This is a genomic window from Solibacillus sp. FSL H8-0538 (genome assembly GCF_038003525.1).
Classification (GTDB): domain Bacteria; phylum Bacillota; class Bacilli; order Bacillales_A; family Planococcaceae; genus JBBOPI01.
On sequence record NZ_JBBOPI010000001.1, the window covers coordinates 339021 to 364053 of the forward strand.

General features: G+C 39.7%; 21 protein-coding genes, 1 pseudogene and 1 riboswitch. Of the genes and pseudogenes, 8 read left to right on the forward strand and 14 right to left on the reverse strand.

The features are described 5' to 3' along the window. Positions 1 to 36: 36 nt before the first annotated feature. From MHH87_RS01630 to MHH87_RS01645, 4 genes are all read right to left on the reverse strand, one after another. Positions 37 to 1401, reverse strand: coding sequence for a putrescine aminotransferase (locus MHH87_RS01630; RefSeq protein WP_340747586.1), 1365 nt, complete (start codon positions 1399 to 1401; stop codon positions 37 to 39). A 112-nt stretch (positions 1402 to 1513) separates the two neighbouring features. Next, positions 1514 to 2095, reverse strand: coding sequence for a TetR family transcriptional regulator (locus MHH87_RS01635; protein WP_340747587.1), 582 nt, complete (start codon positions 2093 to 2095; stop codon positions 1514 to 1516). A gap of 85 nt (positions 2096 to 2180) precedes the next feature. Further along, a complete protein-coding gene (gene nhaC, locus MHH87_RS01640; RefSeq protein WP_340747588.1) occupies positions 2181 to 3629 on the reverse strand; it encodes a Na+/H+ antiporter NhaC in 1449 nt (482 codons plus the stop codon). 402 nt (positions 3630 to 4031) lie between these two features. Further along, positions 4032 to 5414 carry a sigma-54 interaction domain-containing protein gene (locus MHH87_RS01645; protein ID WP_340747589.1) on the reverse strand — a complete coding sequence of 461 codons (1383 nt, stop codon included), beginning with the start codon at positions 5412 to 5414 and terminating at the stop codon, positions 4032 to 4034. A gap of 192 nt (positions 5415 to 5606) precedes the next feature. On the opposite strand from MHH87_RS01645, the gene MHH87_RS01650 reads away from it, so the two are divergent. Genes MHH87_RS01650 through ald form a run of 3 tightly spaced genes read left to right on the forward strand, consistent with a single transcriptional unit; the run spans position 5607 to position 9512 of the window. Beyond that, on the forward strand, positions 5607 to 6914 hold the full coding sequence (locus MHH87_RS01650) for an aminotransferase family protein (protein ID WP_445683111.1): 1308 nt from the start codon (positions 5607 to 5609) through the stop codon (positions 6912 to 6914). A gap of 12 nt (positions 6915 to 6926) precedes the next feature. Then, positions 6927 to 8366, forward strand: a complete 1440-nt coding sequence (locus MHH87_RS01655; RefSeq protein WP_340747591.1) for an aldehyde dehydrogenase family protein — start codon at positions 6927 to 6929, stop codon at positions 8364 to 8366. A gap of 12 nt (positions 8367 to 8378) precedes the next feature. Next, the gene (gene ald, locus MHH87_RS01660; RefSeq protein ID WP_340747592.1) at positions 8379 to 9512 is read left to right on the forward strand and encodes an alanine dehydrogenase; all 1134 of its coding nucleotides are present in this window, start codon (positions 8379 to 8381) and stop codon (positions 9510 to 9512) included. Positions 9513 to 9574: 62 nt separating this feature from the next. Here ald and MHH87_RS01665 read toward each other — a convergent pair whose 3' ends face one another. The 3 genes from MHH87_RS01665 to MHH87_RS01675 all read right to left on the reverse strand — a co-directional run bounded on the left by MHH87_RS01665 (position 9575) and on the right by MHH87_RS01675 (position 12608). After that, positions 9575 to 10540 (reverse strand): DMT family transporter, encoded by a 966-nt coding sequence (locus tag MHH87_RS01665; protein WP_340747593.1) that lies wholly within the window; start codon positions 10538 to 10540, stop codon positions 9575 to 9577. A gap of 154 nt (positions 10541 to 10694) precedes the next feature. Continuing rightward, entirely contained in the window at positions 10695 to 11924 is a 1230-nt protein-coding gene (gene pepT / locus MHH87_RS01670; protein WP_340747594.1) for a peptidase T, read from the reverse strand. Positions 11925 to 11957: 33 nt separating this feature from the next. Next, the gene (locus tag MHH87_RS01675; protein WP_340747595.1) at positions 11958 to 12608 is read right to left on the reverse strand and encodes a lysoplasmalogenase; all 651 of its coding nucleotides are present in this window, start codon (positions 12606 to 12608) and stop codon (positions 11958 to 11960) included. Between the two features lie 327 nt (positions 12609 to 12935). Here MHH87_RS01675 and MHH87_RS01680 point away from each other — a divergent pair, with 327 nt between their 5' ends. After that, complete coding sequence (locus MHH87_RS01680) at positions 12936 to 14615, forward strand: hypothetical protein (RefSeq protein ID WP_340747596.1); 1680 nt, start codon at positions 12936 to 12938, stop codon at positions 14613 to 14615. Positions 14616 to 14713: 98 nt separating this feature from the next. On the opposite strand, the gene MHH87_RS01685 is transcribed toward MHH87_RS01680, so the two are convergent. From MHH87_RS01685 to MHH87_RS01695, 3 genes are all read right to left on the reverse strand, one after another. Next, the gene (locus tag MHH87_RS01685; protein ID WP_340747597.1) at positions 14714 to 15130 is read right to left on the reverse strand and encodes a hypothetical protein; all 417 of its coding nucleotides are present in this window, start codon (positions 15128 to 15130) and stop codon (positions 14714 to 14716) included. Between the two features lie 130 nt (positions 15131 to 15260). Next, on the reverse strand, positions 15261 to 15992 hold the full coding sequence (nfsA, locus tag MHH87_RS01690; RefSeq protein ID WP_340747598.1) for an oxygen-insensitive NADPH nitroreductase: 732 nt from the start codon (positions 15990 to 15992) through the stop codon (positions 15261 to 15263). A gap of 156 nt (positions 15993 to 16148) precedes the next feature. Next, positions 16149 to 17621 carry a DASS family sodium-coupled anion symporter gene (locus tag MHH87_RS01695; RefSeq protein WP_340747599.1) on the reverse strand — a complete coding sequence of 491 codons (1473 nt, stop codon included), beginning with the start codon at positions 17619 to 17621 and terminating at the stop codon, positions 16149 to 16151. A gap of 318 nt (positions 17622 to 17939) precedes the next feature. Beyond that, positions 17940 to 18055, forward strand: a riboswitch (SAM riboswitch). Positions 18056 to 18176: 121 nt separating this feature from the next. On the opposite strand from MHH87_RS01695, the gene MHH87_RS01700 reads away from it, so the two are divergent. Beyond that, positions 18177 to 19484, forward strand: coding sequence for an O-acetylhomoserine aminocarboxypropyltransferase/cysteine synthase family protein (locus MHH87_RS01700; RefSeq protein ID WP_340747600.1), 1308 nt, complete (start codon positions 18177 to 18179; stop codon positions 19482 to 19484). 420 nt (positions 19485 to 19904) lie between these two features. Then, entirely contained in the window at positions 19905 to 20300 is a 396-nt protein-coding gene (locus MHH87_RS01705; protein WP_340747601.1) for a hypothetical protein, read from the forward strand. An 875-nt stretch (positions 20301 to 21175) separates the two neighbouring features. On the opposite strand, the gene MHH87_RS01710 is transcribed toward MHH87_RS01705, so the two are convergent. From MHH87_RS01710 to MHH87_RS18850, 3 genes and pseudogenes are all read right to left on the reverse strand, one after another. Continuing rightward, complete coding sequence (locus MHH87_RS01710; RefSeq protein ID WP_340747602.1) at positions 21176 to 21745, reverse strand: TetR/AcrR family transcriptional regulator; 570 nt, start codon at positions 21743 to 21745, stop codon at positions 21176 to 21178. Positions 21746 to 21756: 11 nt separating this feature from the next. Next, positions 21757 to 21930 carry an SDR family oxidoreductase gene (locus tag MHH87_RS18845; RefSeq protein WP_445683112.1) on the reverse strand — a complete coding sequence of 58 codons (174 nt, stop codon included), beginning with the start codon at positions 21928 to 21930 and terminating at the stop codon, positions 21757 to 21759. Positions 21931 to 21936: 6 nt separating this feature from the next. Beyond that, a pseudogene (locus MHH87_RS18850) lies at positions 21937 to 22230 on the reverse strand (acyl-CoA dehydrogenase); the annotation flags it as partial. Positions 22231 to 22629: 399 nt separating this feature from the next. Here MHH87_RS18850 and MHH87_RS01720 point away from each other — a divergent pair. Continuing rightward, on the forward strand, positions 22630 to 23616 hold the full coding sequence (locus MHH87_RS01720; RefSeq protein ID WP_340747604.1) for a homoserine dehydrogenase: 987 nt from the start codon (positions 22630 to 22632) through the stop codon (positions 23614 to 23616). A gap of 94 nt (positions 23617 to 23710) precedes the next feature. On the opposite strand, the gene MHH87_RS01725 is transcribed toward MHH87_RS01720, so the two are convergent. Further along, entirely contained in the window at positions 23711 to 23941 is a 231-nt protein-coding gene (locus MHH87_RS01725) for a DNA-binding protein (RefSeq protein WP_340747605.1), read from the reverse strand. Between the two features lie 138 nt (positions 23942 to 24079). Here MHH87_RS01725 and MHH87_RS01730 point away from each other — a divergent pair, with 138 nt between their 5' ends. Next, complete coding sequence (locus MHH87_RS01730; protein ID WP_340747606.1) at positions 24080 to 24943, forward strand: DMT family transporter; 864 nt, start codon at positions 24080 to 24082, stop codon at positions 24941 to 24943. Positions 24944 to 25033: the final 90 nt, after the last annotated feature.

The window sequence follows — 25033 nt, forward strand, 5'->3', positions numbered from 1 at the left end:
AGCTAAGGACATTATGGTGATACAGAGTTAATTGATTTATAGGCTTTCTAATACTTTTTTGAATGTCGCAATTACTTCATCGGCTTCTTCAATTGCAATTGTTAGAGGTGGCTCGATACGAATTGTTTTTGAGTTAATAAGTGTACCGGCAACAAGAACGCCCTCATCAAACATACCTTTTGAGATGTTGTAGCCGACTTCATCTAAGTGGAATTCGATACCAATCATTAATCCTTGACCGCGAATTTCCATTACTTTATCTTCATGACCTGTAGCTGCTTCGCGTAGTCCGTTTAAGAGATACTCACCGACTTCTGCCGCACGTGCAGGTAAATTTTCTTCAAGTAGAACATTAATTGTTGCAAGTGCAGCTGCACAAGCTAGTGGATTTCCCCCGAATGTTGTTGTATGCATGAATGGGTTGTCAAATAGAACTTGGAATGTTTTTTCATTCGCAACGACAGCACCAGCAGGCATTACACCACCACCAAATGCTTTTGCTAAGCATAAAATATCTGGTTCTACATCAAATAATTCAGATGCGAACATTTTACCTGTACGTCCCATACCTGTTTGTACTTCGTCGAAAATAAGTAGAGCTCCGTATTGGTCACATAAAGCACGCACTTCTTTTAAATAATTTTCCGGTGGTAAGATAATACCGCCTTCGCCTTGAATTGGCTCTAAAAGAACAGCAGCGACATCTTCGCCTACCTGTGAACAAATTTCAAATGTTTTACGCAGAAAATCGATATCGCCAAATGGCACGTGACGGAAACCTGGAATTAAAGGCAAGAAAGGTTTACGGAACATGCCTTTTGCTGTACCAGATAAAGCTCCTAAGCTTTTGCCATGGAAAGCACGTGTAGTCGAGATAAACGTTGTGCGATCGCTGTACATTTTTGCGATTTTTAGTGCAGCTTCTACACTTTCAGTGCCGCTATTTGTGAAGAAAGAATATTTCAAGTCACCCGGGGTAATGTCGGCTAAAACTTTACCAAGCATTGCGCGTAATGGATCGAGTAAGTCTTGGCTATGTAACGCCTGATGTTGTAATTGATCTTTTACAGCTTTAACAACTTTAGGGTGACGGTGACCTACGTTGTAAATTCCGAATCCACCTAGACAATCAATATAACTTTTACCGTTAACGTCTTTGAAACAAGAGCCTTCATCAGACCATTCAACAGCAGCGAATTGATTATCTAGCGTTACTGTTTTACGGTACTCTAAAAAGCCTGGGTTAATATTTTCGCGGAAGCCGTTAATTGTTTCACTTGTAATCCACTTTGCATCTTCAGCCGTAATTGTAGGCTTTTCGATTAATGATAAAACCTTATTGATATAATCCTTTACTTGCTCATGTTTTGTATCGATCGTTTCTACCTGTGCATTAACCATTACTGTTCATCCCCTTTGATTTAGTAAAATGACTGACTGTCAGTCAGTCATTTTATAATACATTGAAATTTCTGAAAAGTAAATATATGGTCACCCACTATTTAAAAACAAATTAGTGGGTGACTAGTGATCTTTTAATAAAATGGAATAATTCATTTTTTGATTCCTCGCACGTCATATCTTGGTCATTGGCGATATAAAAACGTTCAGCTGCATTTTCTGCTAAGTTTATGAGTAACTTAGAAGTCCACATAACCTGAATATCTGCTAATATCTTTTTTTCATTGATCGCCTTATTTAAGATTTTCTCAAACCACTCATAATAGGGTTGGTAAATTTTTTCCCATGTTTCCATTGAATAATCAAACGCAGCACCAGAATAACAAAGCACGACTACATCTTTATATTCATTGGTAATGGCATATGTTTCATCGATATAGATTTGTAAGGCACTCCAAAAATTATCACTCGCTGAAACACGTTGTTTAATTTTTTTTAAGGTATGCATTAATAAATTTTCAGCAATTGCTGGAATGAGCGCGTTTTTAGATGAGAAATACAAATAAAATGTTCCTTGCGCTACATCTGCTTTTTGTACAATGTCAGAAATCGCCGTTTTTTGAAGTCCTTTTTCAGATATTATTTCAATCGCAGCTTTTAAAATGCGATTATATTTATCCCCTTTATCATTCACAAATAATTCCTCCATACATCTGTAGTACATATCATCGTACTAAAAGTGATATAGAGAATCAATAAGATTTCGCATAACTACTAATTCAGATAGATTGTTCCAATTTTGGGTTGATTGTTATTGCCCCGTCGTCTTCATCAATCTTTTCTTCGTATGCGAGACGCTCAATTTTAATGTTGAAGTAGCCATAAATAATCGCAATTACTGGACTAATAAGGCATAAAAATGCAAAGGGTACATAGTCAAGAGTTGCTACACCTAATGTTGCAGACATAAAAGCACCACATGTGTTCCAAGGTACGAGCGGTGAAGTCATAGTACCGGCATCTTCAAGTGTCCGAGATAAGTTTTTAGGATGTAAATCGCGCTTGCGATAGGCAGATAAATACATACGACCAGGTAATAAAATTGATAAATATTGGTCACAAGCGACTATATTTGCTGTAATGCAAGTAGCTACAGTTGTTGCAATTAAGCTACCCGTTGATTTCGCTACTTTTAGTAAGCTATTTACGATTGTTTCAAGGATACCTGTAGATTCTAAAATTCCACCTAGGCTCATGGCAAGCATTACAAGGCTTACAGTATACATCATCGCTTCTGTACCACCATTGTTAAGCAGATTGTTTAAAATTTCATTGTCTGATTCCAATGAGAAACCATAGACCATCATACTTAGTATATCGCCGATAGATTGACCTTGAACTAGGATTGCTACTACACATCCAAGTAAAGTACCGATAACTAACCCAGGGATAGCCGCCATTCTCATAGCGATTAAGCCTAAGACAGTAACGGGTACTAGGAGTAGCCACGGACTAATAATAAATATGTCTTGTAGTTGTTGTTGAAGAAGGGCAACATCTTGTAAGTTGTCCGCACTTGGGACATGAGCCATACCTAAAAAGAAAAATAAAATAACTGAAATGGTCCATGCAGGCAATGTTGTATAAAGAAGGTGACGGATATGATCGAACAGTTCTACTCCTACGATACCAGGTGCCATATTTGTCGTTTCAGAAAGGGGAGATATTTTATCTCCAAAATAACAGCCTGAAATAACCGCGCCAGCTACCATTGCAGGATTAAAGTCTAAAACAACTCCGACCCCCATAATAGCAATACCGATTGTTCCAGCAGCTGTCCAAGCATTTCCAGAGGCAACTGAAACAACGCTACAAATAATGACTGCTAATGGTAGAAATAGCCCAGGTGATAATAAATCTAATCCATAATAAATCATTGTTGGCACAATTCCCGCAGCGAGCCACGTAGAAATAACCGTTCCTAAAATAATTAGAATAAGTAGTGCCTGTAGAGATAACGAAATGCCGCTAACAATTCCTTTTTCTATTTCTTTCCACGTATACCCTAAAAATAAGGCAACAATAACTGCAATCGTTGCACTTAGTAAAATCGGAATATGTGGATCCGATTCATAAACAAAAAGTCCGGTAAATAAAATCACAACCATAGACACAATGGGAATTAAAGCAACTTTTAGTGAAGGTGCTTTTTTCACTTTATCGCCCAATAACTTATCCTCCTTAGGAAAATCAGATTTTAGTTTTACTAACAATAGACCTGTTTTGTGGAAAATTAGGGTATAGCGACAATAAAAAATAGTTTAACTAATACATAACACTCCTTTCTATTCCAACGTCAAACCAATGAATGATATTCATTCATTGGTTCGATGTTGTCGACCTAGTCGCAGTTAGATTAACGAAAGTATATATCGTATGTTATTTTTTGTAAATAAAAAAATGTTATGTTTCCTTACGTTTTAATTCGTAATAATAATGGAGTCACTAAAATTATTTCAAGAAAGCGTTTTCAGTTATATTAGCGCGTTAGGAAAGTTGACATACAAATCAGATATAGGAGCTGTCTTGCAGAATTAACAAGACAGCAAATGGTAGATAAAGGTTTGAAGTTAAAATAAGTGGGCGTATTTTTTTAACTTGTACATGACCGTGGGTTGACTAATATTTAAAAAATGAGCCATCTCATACGTTGTTTTGCATTGCTGCTTGGCTTGTTTGAGTAGTTGAATTTCTACTTGTTCCACCGCGAGTTTTAAACAGTGCGTTTCTGGAGGGAGGTAAACTGGTTCAACTAACGGTAGAGTATCTTGTTGATAAATATGGCTTGGTAAATGATGTGGATAAATAATTTGATGGTCAATTGTAAGTAGTAGACGCTCCACTAAATTTTCAAGCTCGCGTACATTGCCTGGCCAGTCGTAATGAATTAAATACTCATATGTTTGCGGATCAAATTTTTTTTCAAGCTGATAGGATACGTTTAGTTTTGTTAAATAGTGCTGAATCAATAATGAGATATCTTCTTTTCGTTCATTAAGGGCGGGAATGTGAAGGGGGATCACGTTTAATCGGTAGTATAAATCTAAACGAAATTGTTTTTGTTGAATCATGACTTCTAAATCTTGATTCGTTGCAGCGATGAGTCGGAAATTGATGTGGCGCTCTTTCTTACCACCTATTCGTTTAATCTTTCGCTGCTGTAATACATTTAGTAATTTTGCTTGCATTGTAAGGGGTAATTCACCAATCTCATCTAAAAATAATGTACCACCATCTGCATGTTCGATTAGCCCTTTTGCTCCTTGCTTATTTGCTCCCGTAAACGATCCAGCCTCGTACCCAAACATCTCGGATTCAAATAAATGCTCAGGAATTGTACTGCAGTTAATTTCGATAAAGGGTTCATCTTTACGGTTACTCGCCTCATGCAAAATATGTGCAAAGGTGCTTTTTCCCACTCCAGAAGGGCCAAGCATTAATACCGTCGAATTTTTTTCAGCAATATTATCAACTGTTTTGAGCAAATTTTTCATTACGACGCTTCGAGCAATGATGCCATTTTGTAAATTTTCCTTTTCCCGTAAATCCGCGACCTCAATTTTGTAGCCTTCCATCTTATTTTCAAGTTTTTCATATTGTTGTTGGAGCTCCCAAATTTCAGTTTGGTCATGGCTATAGCAAATCACATACTGTAGGTTGTTTTCATCATCAAAGATAGGATTTCCGGTCGACATGATGACGCGCTTTGTTTTGGTATGCTGCAAAACCGTTAATTTCGTCCGTTCACGCAAAACAGTCGCACCAATAGACGGTGAGAGTAAACCATTTTCCTCAAGTTCATAAATCGAAGTACCAATGTAATTGCCAGGCTCCATACCGTATAAAATCCAATGTTGTGGATGTGAATGTACGATGATGCCTTTAGAGTCAATAATCGTAATATTATTATTTGATGTTTCTACAATTTTTTCGAGTAGAAAATAATGATCCATGCAAAATCCCTCCTATTTAATTTAAAACTAAATCAAATTTGCAATTCTAATTAAAGATTAAATCATAATTAGTAGGTTTTAATTAAATATTAAATTAAATGACGTCTGGAAGCGAGTAAATTTATGGAAAATAGGCTGGCACGTAAATTGCTACATGAAGGTTAGAGTCAATTACAAATAAAAAAGGGGCGGATTATCTTGAATAATTATTCATTAGAACACTTAAAAGCGCTTGATCAAAAGCACTTCTTACATCCTACATCTCCGGTAGTAACAGAAAATGGTCCAGAATTTATTTTTGAAAGAGGAGAAGGGGTCTATTTATACGATAAATCAGGTCGCAAATTATTAGACGGGATGTCCTCTCTATGGAACGTTAATATCGGTCACGGTCGTAAAGAAATTGCAGAAGTAGCAGCAGCACAAATGGAGAAGCTTGCTTATAATTCTTGTTTTGCATCTTTTAGTAATGAACCGGCGATTTTATTAGCTGAAAAACTGGCACAATTAGCTCCTGGCGATTTAACTGCCACATTTTTCACATCAGGCGGTTCGGAATCGAATGATACGGCATATAAATTAGTGCGTCATTACTGGATTTTAAAGGGTGAGCCGACACGCAAAAAAATTATTACACGTACGAAGTCTTATCATGGTGTAGCAGGGGGGTCGACAAGTGCTACAGGCTTAAAGGCATTCCGTGATTTTGCGGAATCCAATGCACCGGACTTTTTATATGTGGATCATTTCTCCACAGTGGCGCTTCGTGAACTGATTGAAAAGGAAGGACCTGAAACGATTGCTGCATTTGTGGCAGAACCAATCCAAGGAGCGGGTGGTGTACATATTCCGCCAGCAGATTATTTCAAAGAAGTTCGTACAATCTGTGATGAGTTTAATATTGTGATGATTACGGATGAAGTTATTACTGGTTTTGGACGTACGGGGAAATTTTTCGGGATGGAGCATTTCGGTGTAGCGCCGGATATGATGTGCTTTGCAAAAGGTGTAACTAGCGGTTATATGCAACTTGGTGGGGTCATGATTTCAGAAAAAATTCACCGCGAATTAGGCGAGTTATCACAAGGTGTACTACTGCACGGCTACACATATAGCGGTCATGCTACAGCCTGTGCCGTTGCGTTAAAAAATATCGAAATTATAGAACAGGAAAATCTTGTAGAAAACTCAGCTTTACGCGGAGAAGAATTACTACAAGGATTAAAGCAAATAGAAGGAAAATATGATTTCATTACAAAAGTAAAAGGGCTTGGTTTAATTGCAGGGCTTGAAATGCAGCATGAAACACTCGTAGCACCACTCGTGTTAAAAGAGGCGACAAAGCTTGGATTAATAAGTCGTGCGGTTGTACTAGAAGGACAGGATATTGTTGTATTCTCTCCACCATTATGTATTTCAAAAGAAGAAGTGCAAGAACTTATAAGCATGATCGATCAAGCTTTAGCAATCGTAGCACAAAATATAATGGCAAAAGCATAAGGAGGGACAAGGATGATTACAACTGTAAATAAAAAAAAGCTCTATATAAATGGACAATGGGTAGAAGCCGCACAATACGAGGAGTTGAAATCTCCGTATTCACTGGAGACGATTGCACACATTCCAATGGCGACAGATGATGAGGTAGAAGCGGCAATTCGTACTGCCTATGCTGCTCGGGAAGAAATGGCTGCAATTCCTGCGTATAAGCGTGCTGAAATGTTAGAGAAGCTTGCATCATTACTAAATGAACGCTCGGAGGAAGCAAGTCAGATCATTGCACTTGAAGCAGCGAAGCCGATAAAAACGGCACGCTTAGAAGTGGCACGTACCGTGCAAACGTATAAATTTGCAGCAGAAGAAGCGAAGCGCATTGGTGGAGAGTATATTCCAACAGATGCTGCACCAGGTGGAGAAAATCGAATTGCTTATACGTTTCGCGAGCCAGTTGGTGTTGTGGCAGCCATTACACCATTTAATTTCCCGATGAATTTAGTTGCACATAAAGTAGGGCCTGCACTTGCAGCAGGCAATCCGGTTGTCTTAAAACCTGCCACGCAAACGCCGTTATCTGCTTACTTTTTAGGTGAATTATTGCATGAAGTAGGTCTACCACAAGGTGCATTTAATATTGTGACAGGAAACGGGGCTCGTGTTGGTGACAAGCTTGTCACGGATGAGCGGGTGAAGAAAATATCGTTTACAGGTAGTGCAGCTGTAGGTATTGGGATTCGTAATAAAGCAGGGCTAAAAAAAGTGACGCTTGAACTTGGATCAAATGCAGCGGTTATTATTGATGACAATGTGGAGCTGACAGAAGCTGTTATTAGTCGTATCGTTTCGGGTGCCTTTAGTTTCCAAGGGCAAGTATGTATTTCTGTTCAGCGTATTTATGTTCATGAATCACGTTACGAAGAGTTAGTTGAAAAGTTAATTGCCGAGACGAAAAAACTAAATCTAGGTAATTCACTTGAAGAAGCTACAGATGTATCGGCGATGATCAGTCCACGCGAAGTTGAGCGCTCATTACAATGGATTGAAGAAGCAAAAGCTGCTGGTGCGGAAGTTGTGACAGGCGGAAAAGCGCAAGATACGATTTTACAGCCGACAATTTTGACGAATGTGCATCCCTCACAAAAGGTTTCTTGCCAAGAAGTATTTGCACCGATTGTGTCCGTAGTAAAGGTGGCATCTATGGACGAGGCAATCGAACAGGTAAATGATTCAAAATACGGCCTACAAGCAGGTATTTATACAACTAATATTAATACAGCACTCAATGCATCCAAACGTCTACAAGTTGGGGGTGTGGTAATTAATGATATTCCAACTTATCGTGTAGACCATTTCCCATACGGTGGTGTAAAGGAAAGTGGCGTTGGTCGAGAAGGTTTAAAATATGCAATTGAAGAAATGACGGAACTAAAATTAGTCATTATAAATCAAAACTAAGGGGTAGCGAACATGAAGATTGGTGTGCCAAAGGAAATTAAAAATAATGAAAACCGTGTCGGCATTACGCCAGCAGGGGTAGAAGCATATGTGAAAAATGGTCACGAAGTAGTCATTGAAACAGAAGCTGGTGTAGGAAGTGGCTTTGAAGATCATGATTATGAAAAAGCAGGTGCAAAGATAGTTGCAACGGCAGCAGAAGCTTGGAATGCAGATATGGTCATTAAAGTGAAAGAACCAATTGCAAAAGAATATGGATTTTTTAAAGAGAACTTAATTTTATACACATACCTTCATTTAGCACCGGAGCTAGAACTAACAAAGGCACTAGTTGAAAAGAAAGTCACTGCGATTGCTTATGAAACAATTCAATTAGAGAATGGTGCACTACCACTACTTACACCGATGAGTGAAGTAGCAGGACGTATGTCTGTACAAATTGGTGCACAGTTCTTAGAAAACTCCCATGGTGGGAAAGGGATTTTACTAGGTGGTGTACCAGGAGTGGCGCCTGCCAATGTCGTCATTATTGGGGGCGGGATGGTTGGTACAAATGCAGCGAAAATGGCGCTTGGACTAGGTGCAAATGTGACGATTTTAGATGTCAATACAAGTCGTTTACGTCAATTAGAAGAAATTTTCCAAGGACGTGTACGCACACTCACATCGAATTCTTATAATATTGCAGAGTCGGTTAAATCGGCGGACCTGTTAATTGGCGCAGTATTAATTCCGGGCTCCCGTGCACCGCAGCTTGTGTCAAAAGAGATGATTGAAACAATGCAAAGAGGTTCTGTTGTCGTGGATGTAGCGGTAGATCAAGGTGGTTCTATTGAAACAATTGACCGTATTACTACGCATAGTGAACCAACGTATATGGTCAATGGTGTTGTGCATTATGCCGTTGCAAATATGCCAGGTGCGGTAGCGCGAACGGCAACAATGGCACTAGTGAACGAAACAGTGCCATACGGTTTACAAATTGCAAACAAAGGTTATCGCCAAGCAGCATTAGCGAACAAAGCATTGGCAAAGGGGATTAATGTAGTAGACGGTAAAGTCGTTTATGAAGCTGTGGCATCTGCCCACCAAATGCCATACACGCCACTAACAGATGTATTAATAGAAGAATTAGTAACTATATAAAGTGGAAAAATGTGTGAAATCATAGTGATTTCACACATTTTTATGTTGGCAGACTTTAAATTTCACGTATGATTTTCTGCGATTTTCGTTCGCTTTCCAACGAGCATTGTGTGATAGCTATGTAGGAGCATGCCACCAATAATGACGCCAAGTCCCATGAGTGCGATTGGTTCTGGTAGAGGAACGCTTAATAATATCATTTCGCCAACCATCGCAAATAATACTTCTGTTGACTGGGTTGCTTCTACTGCAGCAAGTTTGCCTTGGTCATTACGCACGCGGTCTGTTGCGATGAAAAATAACACCGTTGCGATAACGCCAGAGGTAACTGCGACAAGTAGTGATTGAAAAACTTGGCTACCAGAGGGCAATCCTACTGTGAAGAGTGCATACACAGCGAGCACAATCCAAGCAGGTAGGGAAGCAATCGTCATGCCAAGCACGCGCTGGAATGTATCTACGCGTCCACTGCATACCTCCATCATTTTACGGTTGCCAAGCGGGTAGGCAAAGGCCGCTACAATAACAGGTAAAATGCCGAGCAGTAAGCTCTCCGTTGATACGGTTTTTGCTTGTGGCACTTGAATGAGCAAAATTCCGATTAAAATAATACAAGAAATTGCTAAAGAAATAAGCGGGATTTGTTGGCGTACAGGCTTTCCTGCAATGACTGTAATAAATAGAGGTGCTAACAAGACACCTGCGACAATTGTAAACTGCCACGTACCCGAAACGAGCCAACCTGGTCCGAACGCTGCGGCAAATGTTAATGGTGCGTAAAATAGTACGAAACCGACGAAGCTCCAGATGACCCACTCGCCTGGTTTGGCCTTTATTTCACTACGTAAATTAGTGAATCCGCCTCGTCCACGCATTACTACAATGACGAATAAAAAGGGTAACATAAAGAAATAGCGCAATGAGGAGCTCCATAGCCAGCTCCCACCTTCTAGCTCCATTGAGTGATTTAAAATAAATGTAAACGCAAAAAATAATGCAGCTACGATTCCTATAGCAATTTCCTTCATGCTGACACCACTTTCCTTTTGAATGAATTTTCTGATTATAATTATACTAAAAAAGAGCTTATCCCGAAAGTCCTTTCGGGATAAGCTCTTTGCGATGAAACAAGCGCAGCTATACAGGGGCAACCGAGAATACCCCCTAAATAATCGGTTTTAGTTATTTTCCTTGTGCTTCGAATAGCTGAACAATTTCTAGGATAACTTGTGTTGCTTTTTCCATTGTTTCGCCGGATACAAATTCAAATTTACCGTGCATGTTTTCGCCGCCAGCAAAGATATTTGGTGTTGGAAGGCCCATAAAGGATAGCTGCGAGCCGTCTGTACCACCGCGGATAGGTTCGATAATTGGCGTAATATTCAGCTTCGCCATTGCTTCTTTTACGATTTCGACGATTTCCATTACTGGTGTAATTTTTTCACCCATATTGTAATATTGGTCTTCAATGTCAACTGTGATTGAATCGTCGCCGTATTCTGTTTTAATTTTTGCTTCAACTTCGCGGAAATAGGCTTTTTTGGCTTCGAATTTTTCACGGTCATGGTCTCGAACAATATAAGAAAGTGTAGCTTCTTCAATATGTCCGTTAAAGCTCATTAAATGAATGAAACCCTCGTAGCCTTCCGTTTTTTCAGGAACAGCATCTGTTGGCATGGCGTTTTGGAATTTGATCGCCATCGTTATTGCATTGACCATTTGATTTTTTGCTGAGCCCGGGTGCACACTCGTCCCACGCGTCGTTACCTTTACGCCTGCCGCATTAAAGCTTTCGTATTGAAGCTCGCCAAGCGGTCCACCATCTAGTGTATAGGCGTAATCTGCATTAAATGCTTCGACGTCAAATTTATGCGGGCCGCGGCCAATTTCCTCATCAGGTGTAAAGGCTACGCGGATTTTTCCATGTTTAACTTCAGGATGCTGCACTAAATATTCCATTGCCGTCATAATTTCTGCGATGCCAGCTTTATCGTCCGCACCGAGCAGTGTTGTGCCGTCTGTTGTAATTAGTGTTTGACCAATATAATTTTTTAAGTTAGGGAAGTAGTTCGGTGACATAATAAGGCCGTTGCCAAGCTTGATCGGCTCGCCATCATAGTTGTCAATTCGTTGTGGATTTACGTTTGTGCCAGAGAAGTCAGAAGTTGTATCTACATGTGCTAAGAAAGCGAGTGTAGGCACAGACTTTTCAGTATTGCTTTCAAGCGTGGCAAATAGGTAGCCGTTTTCATCGAGTGTAATGTCCGTTAAGCCGATTTCAGCTAGCTCTTCCTTTAATAAATTGAGTAAATCCAATTGCTTTGCTGTTGAAGGGGTAGTGTTACTAGTAAAATCAGATTGTGTATCAATTTTTGCGTAACGAATTAAGCGTTCAATAACGGTTTCTTTCATATAAAGACCTCCTGATTATTCAATAAGTTCCTTTTATTGTACCATTTTACTTCGGATGGCAGCGTATTGTGTGATGCTTAAGGCGATGAAAAGCTGTGCGCCGTAGTAGGTGAACATGATGAGTTCGTGTGAAAACGGAACGTCTACAATAAATTTATTGATCGCCAGTACAGAATCCGACGAAATAAACAGCATAGCCCCAATGATCGCAAAACGACTACCTGTGCGAAAGGCCGTCCAGCCCATCGTTAAAATGACGGCAATATAGCAGCAAACTGCCACACCAAGTACGGTTTCCTCATTCTTAAATAATGTACCCGCAATCCACACAATCATGAACGCACCGTAAAGCAACAGTCCAATTTTCACGGCTCCTGGCACGTGGCTTTCATTCGTTGTACGGAATGCAAAAATATAAAAAATATGCCCAATTAGAAAGCTGATTAAGCCAATGATGAACCACTGCAATGTATAGTCACCAATCGCACAAAAAATGAGACCGATACATACGAGCGTGTAGTAGCGTGGGATATTTTTCGCTTTTGTCATAAAGGCGAGTATAATTAGTAAAATCATCGGAATAAGCTTGAATACCATTTTTAGTGAGCTATCAATGAAATCAAATAAAAATACATAAAATAAACCAAAAACTAAAAATAATGCGAGTAAAATATTTCGTTGCATGACATGTGGCCCCCTTTATTTGTCTAGGCATTCGCGCCGCCTGCTAACGGGGGAGAATGCACTATTCTTATGGTTAAGGAAATTATAAAATTTCGCCATGTGGAAAACTTTAAAAAAAGTAAATGCAACGTCTAGGCTAAAGCGCCAGCCCCTCGAGGTCGCTTCGATCCCTTCTGCGAAAGTGATGGAGCGTTTACTTTCGCTTCGGACTCGCAAGCGCTTGTCGGGGCTAAACAGGCGCTTTAGCGCTTTTGTTCTTTGTTTTCTATAATTTTATGAATCTTTATAATGTGCTATTCCGTAAATAACTTAAGAGAGGATGATTAGATGGGACAATTACTATTAATCGCCCTTATTGGATCAATTATGACGACGCTTTTAATTGTTCCGGTAACGCGTAAAGTTCGTAAAGGTGAACTAACAAGCAAACAGTTTAATATAACTACATTCTTTGTGTTTGTTATAAGCTTTATTTCGGTGTTTTTTGTCATTTATGTATCAAAAGTTGATTTAAATTGGACGATTTTTCTATATGTATTACCGGTCGTAGCGATAGCAGGCGCGATTTTATCTATTGGTGTAGAGCAACGCATTAAGTCGGCTATTGTCTTTATTGGCATTATCGCTATCGGCTATTTACTCAGTGCACCAATTTGGAATGCAGATGATAAATATAATTCAGCAGAAATGGCAAAGCAAGTGGAGATTGAACCGTTTGATGAAAGCAAGACACCCGCTAGTGTACCACCGAAATTCGTAAAAAATAAAATGAAAAAAGCGTTCGGACAGGTGCCAAATACGAGTTATTATGAGCTGGGGAATTTACAAATTCAGAAGGTCAATGGGGCGTATGTATATATTGCGCCGGTAGAGTTTTCCGGAATGTTTAAATGGTTTAACGGCAAAACGACGCCAGGTTATTTCACGATGAGCGCAACAGACTCGAGTGATAATCCGAAATTTATAAGTGCCGAGATGGACTATGTACCGTCTGCGTTCTTTAACAAAAATTTAGAGCGTCATATGCGTTTACAGTACCCAACACTTATTTTTTACGGGGAGCCACAGCTTGAAATTGATGAGGATGGCAAACCTTATTACATCCGCTCATATGGGGAATTTATTTCTGCGCGTAACGGTTTTGACGTAAAAGGTATTATCGCTGTGGATGCTGCAACAGGGGCAACTCAAAAAATTACTTTAGCAGATGTGCCAAAATTTATTGATGGAGCGGTGTCACCAGAGGCAGTGAGCTTGCAAAATAGCTATTACGGCAATTATGTACACGGCTTTTGGAATAGCATAGTTGGCAAAAAAGACATCAAGCTCCCTTCAGATGAAGGAACAGAAGCTAGTGTGAGTCCGATTTTCGATGAGGACGGGCAAATGTATTACTTTACGGATTTCACAAGTCCGAAAGAAGGTGTAGATTCGATGTTAGGCTATGCGTTAACAAATGCGCGTACAGGTAAAGCAACGTACTATACCGGTAATTTAGAAGAGTCGTATATGGATTCACAAGGTGCACTTGATATTATTAGTAAGAAATTTATCGAGAAACAGTGGACGGGCGAGATGCCGATTTTGTATAATTTCTACTCCGAGGCAAGCTGGCTAACGGCAGTACTTGATTCAAACGGCTTCCTGCAAAATTACTTCATAGTTTCTGCGGCAAATCCAGAAATTTCTGCGTACGGCACGACGCCAAAAGAAGCGCTTAAGTTATATAAAACAGCGCTTAGTCGAGGTGGTAGCACTGTAGAAGGTTCATCGAGTGCAGACGAGGCAAAGCTATCAGCAAAAGTTGTACGTGTGTATAAGGAACGCGTTGGGGATTTTACAATAGTGTCATTCTTCGTGGCGAGCGGTGAAAACTTTATCGTCAGCTCAGAGGCAGCACCACTTGCAATCTATCTAGAAGAAGGGGATTCTGTTACAATTACGTATTACGCAACAGGGGAACAATTCCTACCAGTGAAAGCTTTAACAATTCAAGGATTACAATAACAAAAGAGGAGAGCCATCGTATTAGCGATCGCTTTCCTCTTTTTAATTGGATAAGAAAGGACATCATCATACCCTTTTTGGGGAGAAATGATATCTTTCTAGAATTCCGCAATATACTGTGCCATTTTTTCTATACGAGCTTCGATTTGCTCATCTTTGTAGGGTTTTAATTCCTTGAAGGATAGATGCTGCTCAGCCAAAATTTGACGTTCTTTTAGGAAAGCGTCTGCCTCTTCGCGTTTGAAAATATAGTCTAAATGTAAAATTTGCATTAACACGACTTCGGGATTTTCAAGATTATAAACGAATTTCATATTCCAAATCGTTGTGTAGGAAATATATTGATCCACAAAGGACGTAGCTGCCGTATAGTGGCTTTTGTCGATTTGTCTTTCGATGGAGCGGTGAACCTTTGCCAATTCCAAATTAATATCAGCCATGGCATGATAAAATTTCCGCGCAGATTTTAAGTGCTGGCGCTCTACAGAACGAGCGACATGCTTATTTGTGAACATAAAAAACTTCCTTCCCGAGCCTTACTTATTTCTTTAGTGTAGCAAATTCTGTTCGTAAAGGGAAAGGTTGAAGGAATTAAAATGGAAAAAAGCAACACTTAAAAGAAGCATTCATTTAGTTCGAAAGTCACTATTCCCAGTTAAATCCTTTAGTGACTAAGAAGTCTTTCATATATGGACGTTTTTGGTCAACAAGAAACTCAGCCATTTGCTTCGTCCATGTCGCCATTTTTTGATTTGATGAACGGCTTGTATAATACGCTTCCATTGTTGCGTCGTATTCGTCTAACAACGTATCGTATTGTTCCACGTTATAGCCGTTTTCATGAAGTACAGCTGCAACAGGTAGGCGTGGTTTTGTTTCATTTCGTTTTGTTGGCGTACCAATTGTTAACGCAAATAAAGGGAATACATACTCTGGTAAGTTGAACAATTCACTAATTTCAGCGGGGTTATTACGCGCACCGCCAATATAGCAAATGCCGTATCCTTGTGCCTCTGCCGCGATGACAAAATTTTGTGCAAAAAGTGAAACGTCCGCAACCCCAACAAGTACATTTTCAGCTGAATCCGCTACGATGTCTACACCGTGTTTTTGACCTGCTACTTGCAAACGCTTGAAGTCTACGCAAAATAGGAAGGAAGCGCCAGCAGTTTTGAACTGGAAGTCATTTTTTGAAAGCTCGCCTAATTTTGCTTTTTTATCCTCGTCCGTTACCCAAATAACACTGTATGCTTGTACAAAATGTGAGCTCGCTGCCATTTGTGCCGTTTCGATTAGATCCATTACTGTTTCTTTTGAAATTGGTTCACCTGTATATTTACGAACAGATGAGTGACTACGTAAAAGTTCTCTTGTCATTTTATTCTCCCCTTTATGTAAAATGATTAGAAAGGCACATCTTGACCAAATATACGGCGAGATGGTGTCCTTTATTTTGTGGTTAAGAAAGTGCTACATTTTTATCCACAAAAAAGCTTAAAGGATTGCCCTTTAAGCTCATTTTATAATAACTTCTTACAATAAACCAATCCATTTCCAATAAGTTGCGCTTAGTAGAAGGATTAATAGGTAGCCGAAAATTGTTAACGGAATGCCTGATTTTAAGAAATCCTTCGTTGTAAAGGCGCCTGTACCATATGCGAGCATGTTTTGCGGTGCGCTAATTGGTAATAGGAAACCGAAGCTAATAACGAATTGTTGGATTAATACGAAACCAACTTGATCGACGTTTACTAGTGTTGACGCTAAAACGATAAATACCGGAATTAAGGCAGAGGCAAGGCTTGTTGCACTTGCGAAACCTAAGTGAATTAAAATGTTGAAAATCGTTACAAGTGCAATTGTTGCTAAAAGTGGCAATGAGTCTAGACCCATTGAACCGAATACCGCATCAGATAACCAAGCAGCACCTTGTGTGTTTAACAGCACTGTACCAAGCATGATTCCTACGGCAAATACAATAATTGTACCCCAAGGAATTAATGGCTCCACTTCTTTCCACGTATACACACCGATTTTCGGTAATAGTAAAATAGCGATTGCAACAATTGTGACTGTTGTTGTATCAAATGGGTGTAGCTTGCTTTCTGTTGCCCAAAAGAATAATAACGTAACAGATGCGATAATTAAACGAATTTCTGGGCCTTTTAGTGGTCCTAAATCGTGTAATTGCTTTTTAATAACTTCTTTACCACCTGCAATATTGTTTGTCTCAGGTTTAATAAGAGTAATCATAATAAAGAACAATGCGATTGACATAAGAATTGAGAAGGGCGCGGCATAAAGGAACCAAGCACCCCAAGTAATATCAACGCCAAATTGTTCTTTAATGAAGTTGGTGGCTACCATGTTTTGTGCGGCTGCTGTTTTAATGCCGACATTCCAAATGGAAACAGCTTGTACAGATGTAATAACGAGTAAAGCAGCAAGACGGCTATCTTTTGCTAACCCGAATGCGGCAACCATACCTAATAAAATGGGTACAACTGCACCTGCACGAGCTGTTGCAGATGGTACGAAGAATGCTAAGATAATGGATACTAAAATAGCACCAAATACGATGGCTTTTGTTTTTGTTCCTACAATAGATAAAATCCATAAAGCTAAACGTTTGTGTAAATTTGTTACTTGCATTGCTGCGGCTAAAAATAGGGCAGCGGCTACAAGTGCTACGGCCGAATTACTAAATCCACCAAGGGCCATTTTTAATGCATCCGATGTACCTAACTCTATGGTTGGATCTTCCATTGAAGGGGCGAGGCCTAACATTAAAGTGACAAGGGCAATAATCATTGCCGAGCTTACTGGATAGCTAACAGCCTCTGTTACCCATAAAATAACGGCGAACGCTAAAATCGCGAGTGCACGTTGACCTGCGACTGGTAAATCGCCGCCGTTTGGTAATAATGTAATGATGGTGAGTGCGACAAAGGCAAGAGCAATCCACAGCGGCTTTAAGTTAAGTTTTTTTTCAGTTTGAGTAGACATAACTAATTCCTCCTCTTGTTATATTTGAATAAAAAATTAAAGCGAACATCACCGTTAAATAAATTATGTTAAAAACGTCACTGAACAAAATGAACGTAATTAAAATGAAGCTGTACTTGCTATAACGATATGTAAATTATAACATTTACAGTAATTTCGATTGTTAAAGTTTGGTTAAAATACTATTTCTATATAAGTAGTATTTGCAATTTAACAAAATAAATGTTTGATTTATCAGAAAAAACTTAAAATTTAAGTTGACTTATAAAACTACTCTGCTTTATACTGTGAAACAACGATGGAACATGAATCACATAACTCTTATCAAGAGCGGCGGAGGGAATAGGCCCTGAGATGCCCGGCAACCAAGTGAGTGAGGAACTGACTAAGGTGCTAATTCCTACAAGATGCAATTGCATTTTGAAAGATAAGGGGAGGAAAACTTGCTCATTTGCGAACCCTCTTCTTAGCTGAAGAGGGTTTTTTAGTTTTCAAAAAATCCTCCTCTATTACACCGATCAAGCCATCGAAAAACAATTTAGGAGGAATTTATTCATGTCTAATTTACGACCAGAAACAGTATTATTACACGGTGGGCAAAAGCCAGACCCGGTAACAGGAGCAATTGCCGTACCGGTATACCGTACAACAGCTTACGCTTTCAAAGACACAGCTCATGCGCAACGTCTTTTCGCACTTCAAGAAGCGGGCAATATATACTCTCGTATTACAAACCCTACAGTAGCTGCATTTGAAGAACGTGTTGCGTTACTTGAAGGCGGATCAGCTGCAGTCGCACTTTCATCTGGTGCAGCGGCAATCGCATTCTCCATTTTAAATTTAGCCGGCACAGGCGACGAAATTGTTGCAGCAGGTTCACTATATGGTGGGACATATAATTTATTTGCGCAAACACTACCACGCTACGGCATTACGGTGAAGTTCGTAGACGAAAAAGACCCTGAAAACTTCCGTGCGGCTATTACGGAAAATACAAAAGCGGTATTTGCTGAAATTATTGGCAATCCGAGCTTAAACGTATTAGATGTTGAAGCGGTAGCAAATATCGCACATGAAAACGGCCTACCATTATTAATCGATAGCACATTTGCTTCTCCATACGGTAGTAACCCTATTGAGTTTGGCGCAGATGTTGTCATCCATTCAGCAACGAAATGGATTGGCGGTCACGGTACGACAATTGGCGGCATCGTTGTAGACGCTGGGAAATTTGATTGGGCGCAGGGGAGACATCCAAGCTATACAGAGCCAGATACGTCTTACCACGGCTTACGTTACGGAATTGACACAGCAGGGGCTGCATTTGCCACAAAACTGCGCGTTCAATTATTACGAGACTTTGGTCCAACATTATCTCCAGATGCGGCATTTAATTTCTTACAAGGACTTGAAACGCTTCATTTGCGTATTGTCCGTCATAATGAAAATACACAAAAAGTCGCGGAATATTTACGCAACCACCCATTCGTGGACTATGTAAATTACAATGGCTTTGAAGATTTCCCTTCGCATAACTTAGCGAAGAAATATTTGAAAAACGGTTACGGGTCGATTTTAACATTCGGCATTAAAGGTGGACGTGAGGCGGGTCGCCAAGTGATTGATAATGTTGAATTATTCTCACATGTTGCGAATGTAGGAGACGCTAAATCACTAATTATTCACCCAGCATCAACAACGCATCAACAATTATCCGCAGAAGAACTTAAAGTGGCTGGTGTATCAGAGGAGCTCATTCGCTTATCAATTGGCCTAGAAGCGGTAGAAGATATTATTGCAGATTTAGAGCAAGCGTTAGCAAAGGTTGCAGTTAAAATAGAAGCAACACCAACAAACGCATAGGTAAGTAATATAGAAGAATGGCGTATCAACCTGCATCATTTCGTAGGGAAGCGCCTTTTTTTTAAATCAAATACCAAGTAAACTAATAAGCTTTATTGACATCTTTAATTCCTAGCATTACAATAGGTTTAAGAATTGTGGATGAACAACCACTTGCAGAGAAATTTTAATAACCGTTGTCTTTATGTAAATAAAGATTAGTAATGAAAACTTACTACTACCGTGCCTTGCCAGCATGAACAACATCGTGTTGGCCTTTAGCACGGTTGGATTAGCTAATATAACAAAAGCAAAAGTTAAATTTGTTTTTTTGAGTGTTCCCCCACTTTATGAATAGATGAGTAAGCACTTTACGGTGGCGATTTTGCCGCTCAGCACAATCACCAAGAAAGCTTGAAAAAAGAAAAGGAGTTGTTGAAAATGGGAAATGTTTATAGTGCACAAAATGTCGCAGCGTACATAATTTATGAACTAAATGATGTCCACACTTTCGTTAATCAATTATCAATCCAACATTTATTGGCGGATGTGGAAATAATGTGGCAGAAGGTATATGGACATTGCGCATTTTCAGAGGCAACTCACTCTCTTGAAGCGGGCTATGTTGTAAAAGAAGTGTTCGATGCGTATAAGGAGTACTATAATAATCATATTCCTGCACCGGCAAAGGAATGGTTTTTAAGATACGGTGAGTTTCAATTAATTCACCGCCCTTATGGAATCCCTGCGTATACTGCTGATGAATTAACAGTAATGACCAAAATTTTAGATGCTTATCGTACTACTATATTAGAGAAGGTTAGCGTTGCGGTGTAACCCCCAATTTTTATAATGGCTGTTTTCTTACTAGTAACATTCGTTGCTAGTATTTTTTTTGGTAGATAAGAAAGTATAACTTTCTTATCTACATAAGTAAGGACATCATCTCGCCCTATATTGGGCGAGATGTGTCTTTCTAACTTTGTGTTGTTTTTTATCTTAATAAAGATTTGTAGGTAAATCTTACTTTCACCATGATCATCACCGTGTTGGCCTTTAGTACGGTTGGATTAGCTAATTAAACAACAGTAGCGTTTAACAGTGCCAAATTGCAAATGGACCAATTCGACATACAACTTAATTGCAAATAAGTGCCGGTGACGCATAATTTCAATTAAGTTGTACATCGATTTAGCCGAATTGAACAAATCCAAACAAAAAAAGAATGTAAAACTTATGATAGCCAAATAAAAAGCTAGCTAGTGCATTTTCACACCTGCTAGCTTTTTTAGTGGTTAAGCAAGTATAGCTTGCTTAACCACATATTAAAGGACATCAACTCGTCCTATTTTGCGCGAGTTGTGTCTTTCTATCGCTCCATGGTGAAAAACGGACTGCCAATTATCGATTCATCATTGGAAAATAAAATCGGCTTTGGTGCTACCGGAAAGATCGGATGAATAGTCTGAAAATTTTAAATTCATGCTCCGTATTATGTGCTTTTGCTGCTCCAGGTCCAAGTGGAGGACGATGTAACACATTTTGCTGGTGGCCAAGCGTTAGTACATACGTTAAGTTGGAATGCCTTGCACCGAATTGCTCGATGGCAAGCCGCTTGTCTACTTAGCCAGGCAAGTTCATTTAGAGCGAGGCCTGCAGTGCTCCAGTAGGTAGTTCCTCACCTTTTCGTACTGGTATTGTATCTTGCATAGTTACTCCTCCGTTTGCATCATTCCTTGTAATAGTAGGGTTGTGTAAGTATCCGCGAGTTCCGATAAGGACATAGTGCCGTCCACATCAAACCACTGGTAGCTCCAGTTCGTCATCCCGAGTAGTGCGTAGCTTGTTAAGCGCGGATTGAGTTCTCGTCTGAATTCCTTCTCTGCAATCCCTTGTTCAATAATGAGCTCGATGACATTACGGAACTGTTTACGTTTTTCTTTAATAAGTTCTGCATGATCCGGCGATAAATGCCGCATTTCGCGGAAATAAACACGAGCCTGTTGACCATTAGTTTGAATATCTAAAATGAGTAGTTCCACAACCGCGCGTAATTTTTCGATTGGAGAGGAGAGGGGAGCAAGCTTGATGAATAGCCGGTCATGTAGGTCATCAATGTAATCGGTATGAAAATCCATGAGCAGTTGTTCCTTGCTATTAAAATGGTAATAAAACGTTCCTTTTGTTGCCCCAGTTGCCTCCATAATTTGCTGAATCGATGTGGCACTAAATCCTTGTCGTTCGAACTGATTTAAGCTTTCTTCAATAATTTTTAGTTTCAATTTGTCACCTCCTAAATCATAGCCGCCATACCACCGTCTACTACGATCGTATCGCCAGTTACATAATTGGAGGCACTAGCTAAAAAGAGTGCTACCCCCTTTAAATCATTCTCAGAGCCGAGACGTTGAAGCGATGTAGCGTTCAGCAGATAGTCGTTGCGACGTTCAATTACCACTTTTGACATTTTTGTATTGAGGATCTGTGGTGCGATTAGTGAGCGCCCCATTATTTCAAAAAGAGGTGCATACTCTAAATTTGTTAAACCAGCGACGTACATACTATCCGGTAAAAATAAATTCCAAAGGTCAGCTTCCTGCGCTTTTAACTTTAATTCCTCCAAAATTGGTGGAATCGCACTAAAACGATTGGCTTGTGCCTCAAGCTGCTCATGATATACAGATTCGTTCGGATATACATGCTCGTCGATAAAAGCGATTAATTTTTCGCGTAATGCCTGTCCTTTTTGTGAATAGGAAAAGTACACTAATAATCCTCCTTTTTAAAAAAAGTGCTAACTGGTTGGTATTTGATTTCATTATAATCTCATTATTTAGGAAAAAACATCATTAAATAGAAAATTATGGATTTATAAAACAGATTTTTGTGAATTGTCATTCAAGATAAGTTATACTAGAAAAATAATATAATCATTCTTTGACCTTTTGAAATAAACAAATGTCCTTCTAGGAGAGATTTCTCTTGTTTTCGGCATACAGATGCGATAAAATTTTCTTTAAGTAAAATTTTTCGAATAGTTAGTATATATAGATGTTTTTATAGTGATTAAGAGAGTTATACTTTCTTAACCACATATTAAAGGACATTATCTCGCCCTATTTTGGAATGGGATGTGTCTTTCTAGAAATTTGGAGGATGAAAACGTATGGCAACAATAAAGGCAGCCATCTTAGGGTTTGGCACAGTCGGTCAAGGTATCTATCATATTTTAAATGAAAAGCGAGAAGAACTACGTGAGAAGCTAGGCGTTGAGCTAGAAGTGGCGAAAATTCTAGTAACGGATGCAAGTCGTGAACGTGTTCCTGGTACGAAGCACTTAATGACGGAAAATATTGATGATGTGTTTGAAGAAACAGGTTTACAAGTTGTATTCGAAGCAATTGTTAATGAGGAGCCGGCATATTCTTACTTAAAATGTGCGGTAGAAAATAAATGTCACGTCATCACAGCAAATAAAGTGATGTTTGCAAAGCGCGGGGAAGAGCTACAGGCGCTAGCAAAAGCGAACGGTGTTTTCGTTGGCTACGAGGCGTCTGTTGCAGGTGGCGTGCCAATTATTAAAACGATGAAAAATATTTTACTAGTAAATGATGTGAGTCGTGTGCAAGGCATTTTAAACGGCACAACGAATTACATTTTAACGAAAATGCGTGCAGAAGGCTGGTCATTTGAGCATGCGCTACTAGAAGCGCAGCGTTTAGGCTATGCGGAAGCGGACCCATTTAATGATGTATCTGGGCAGGATGCATTTAAAAAATTAATGATTTTATCTTCATTAGCATTTGGTGAGCAGCCAGACTGGGCAGACGTTGAAGTCATCGGCATCGATACAATTTCATCAGAGCAAGTAGCAGCAGCAACAGAGAAGGGCTTGCGCTATCGTCATGTGGCTGAGGTTGAAAAGCGCGAGGATGGCACAATTTACGGGAAAGTTGCGCCGCTATTAGTTGATGCAGAACATCCATTATATCCGGTTGATGATGTGTTCAATGCGGTAGCAATGGAAACAAATTATATTGGGACACTTTCGATTACAGGACCAGGTGCTGGTATGTATCCGACAGCAAGTGTCATGGTTGAAGATTATGCAGAAATTATTGGAAAACGAGCAGGTTTCGTAGTGACGATTTAAATTAAAAAAGCGGGGAATCTTAGGGAAGCACCCTTGAGAATTCCTCGCTTTTATTATTTTAGAAGCTATAAAATTTCAATAAATGAGAAATTAATTAATCCTCATCCTTAACGTCAATGTCTTCGGGAATAGGTGTGTTGCGCCAAATTTCAATTTCTTCCTTAATGCGTTCAAGCTGCTGATGGTAGGAGTCAAACTGAGCGCTATTAATTAAATAATCGCTGCCATCATGTATTGCCTTAATACGACCTGCATAAATGTATTGAAATATTTGATGCTCTGGCATTCCTAAATCCTGTGCTGTTTGTTCAACCGATTTATACATAAATGATGACCTCCATTTCTACTATGTACTCCCTTCATTATAATGAAAGTTCGGAAAGAATTCATCTCGCGGCTATGTGGGTGTTGTGGTAGCATAGAAATATTATTGGAATGTTTTTGGGAAGGTGGCTTGAGAGACGTGAATGTATTACCATACATATTTGTGTTACTCGCTGCGATGCTATGGGGAACGGTAGGCACGACGCAAACCTTTTTACAAGAAGGGGTGTCACCGTTTGCGGTAGCTGGTGTACGTTCTGGAATAGGTGGAGGCTTGCTACTACTAACGGTAATTTTTATGCGGAAAATTAATTTACGGGACTGGTCGTGGAAGTGGACGATTTTAGCGGCGCTCGCAATCGCGCTATTCCAGTGCTTATTTTTTACATCCGTCCGTTTTACAGGCGTGGCAGTTGGAACAGTGGTGACGATCGGGAGTTCACCGGTTTTTGCAGGTGTCATTGAGTGGCTTATCTGGAAAGTAAGGCCTACGCGCGTGTGGGGTATTGCGACGCTGCTTGCGATTGTAGGATGTGTGCTACTATTTGTGAATCGCGGCGGTGCAGTTGTGGATCCAGTGGGCGTGCTGCTCGCATTATGTGCAGGCATTATGTTCGCGCTGTATACGAATGTGAGTAAGCAGTTGATGGCGAAGGAAGAAACGCTACCAGCTGTGGCGATGACATTCTCTTTATGTGCATTATTTTTATTACCACTTGCTGCGCGCGGGGGATTTGGCTGGGTAGCTGAGCCACAAAATTTATGGCCTATGCTCTTTATGGGAGTCGTAGCAACGAGTGTGGCATACTTGTTGTTTTTAGCAAGTTTGAAAAAAATTAGTTCGTCGGCTGCGGTGACATTGAGTTTAGCGGAACCGTTAACGGCAGCACTGCTCGGCGTCTTTTTAATCGGGGAATATTTAAGTGCAACATCATGGGTCGGAGTCGCTCTATTATTAGGTGGTATTATCGTATTAACATTTGGAAGTCGGAGAGCCACTTAATTGAGTGGCTTTTTGTTTTGCTTTTGTAGTTAGAATGTGATCTAAATAGGTGGAGAACCGCATTAAACTAAGGGTTCTCCGCTCATAAAA

Bases quoted from the DNA above. Each gene is read 5' to 3' on its own strand.
- nfsA (WP_340747598.1), bottom strand. From the start codon at position 15,992: ATGACAAGAGAACTTTTACGTAGTCACTCATCTGTTCGTAAATATACA.
- MHH87_RS01665 (WP_340747593.1), bottom strand. From the start codon at position 10,540: ATGAAGGAAATTGCTATAGGAATCGTAGCTGCATTATTTTTTGCGTTT.
- MHH87_RS01700 (WP_340747600.1), top strand. From the start codon at position 18,177: ATGTCTAATTTACGACCAGAAACAGTATTATTACACGGTGGGCAAAAG.
- MHH87_RS01655 (WP_340747591.1), top strand. From the start codon at position 6,927: ATGATTACAACTGTAAATAAAAAAAAGCTCTATATAAATGGACAATGG.
- MHH87_RS01680 (WP_340747596.1), top strand. From the start codon at position 12,936: ATGGGACAATTACTATTAATCGCCCTTATTGGATCAATTATGACGACG.
- MHH87_RS01705 (WP_340747601.1), top strand. From the start codon at position 19,905: ATGGGAAATGTTTATAGTGCACAAAATGTCGCAGCGTACATAATTTAT.
- MHH87_RS01630 (WP_340747586.1), bottom strand. From the start codon at position 1,401: ATGGTTAATGCACAGGTAGAAACGATCGATACAAAACATGAGCAAGTA.
- MHH87_RS01645 (WP_340747589.1), bottom strand. From the start codon at position 5,414: ATGGATCATTATTTTCTACTCGAAAAAATTGTAGAAACATCAAATAAT.
- MHH87_RS01695 (WP_340747599.1), bottom strand. From the start codon at position 17,621: ATGTCTACTCAAACTGAAAAAAAACTTAACTTAAAGCCGCTGTGGATT.
- MHH87_RS01675 (WP_340747595.1), bottom strand. From the start codon at position 12,608: ATGCAACGAAATATTTTACTCGCATTATTTTTAGTTTTTGGTTTATTT.
- MHH87_RS18845 (WP_445683112.1), bottom strand. From the start codon at position 21,930: ATGTCAAAAGTGGTAATTGAACGTCGCAACGACTATCTGCTGAACGCT.
- MHH87_RS01725 (WP_340747605.1), bottom strand. From the start codon at position 23,941: ATGTATAAATCGGTTGAACAAACAGCACAGGATTTAGGAATGCCAGAG.
- MHH87_RS01720 (WP_340747604.1), top strand. From the start codon at position 22,630: ATGGCAACAATAAAGGCAGCCATCTTAGGGTTTGGCACAGTCGGTCAA.
- MHH87_RS01685 (WP_340747597.1), bottom strand. From the start codon at position 15,130: ATGTTCACAAATAAGCATGTCGCTCGTTCTGTAGAGCGCCAGCACTTA.
- ald (WP_340747592.1), top strand. From the start codon at position 8,379: ATGAAGATTGGTGTGCCAAAGGAAATTAAAAATAATGAAAACCGTGTC.
- pepT (WP_340747594.1), bottom strand. From the start codon at position 11,924: ATGAAAGAAACCGTTATTGAACGCTTAATTCGTTACGCAAAAATTGAT.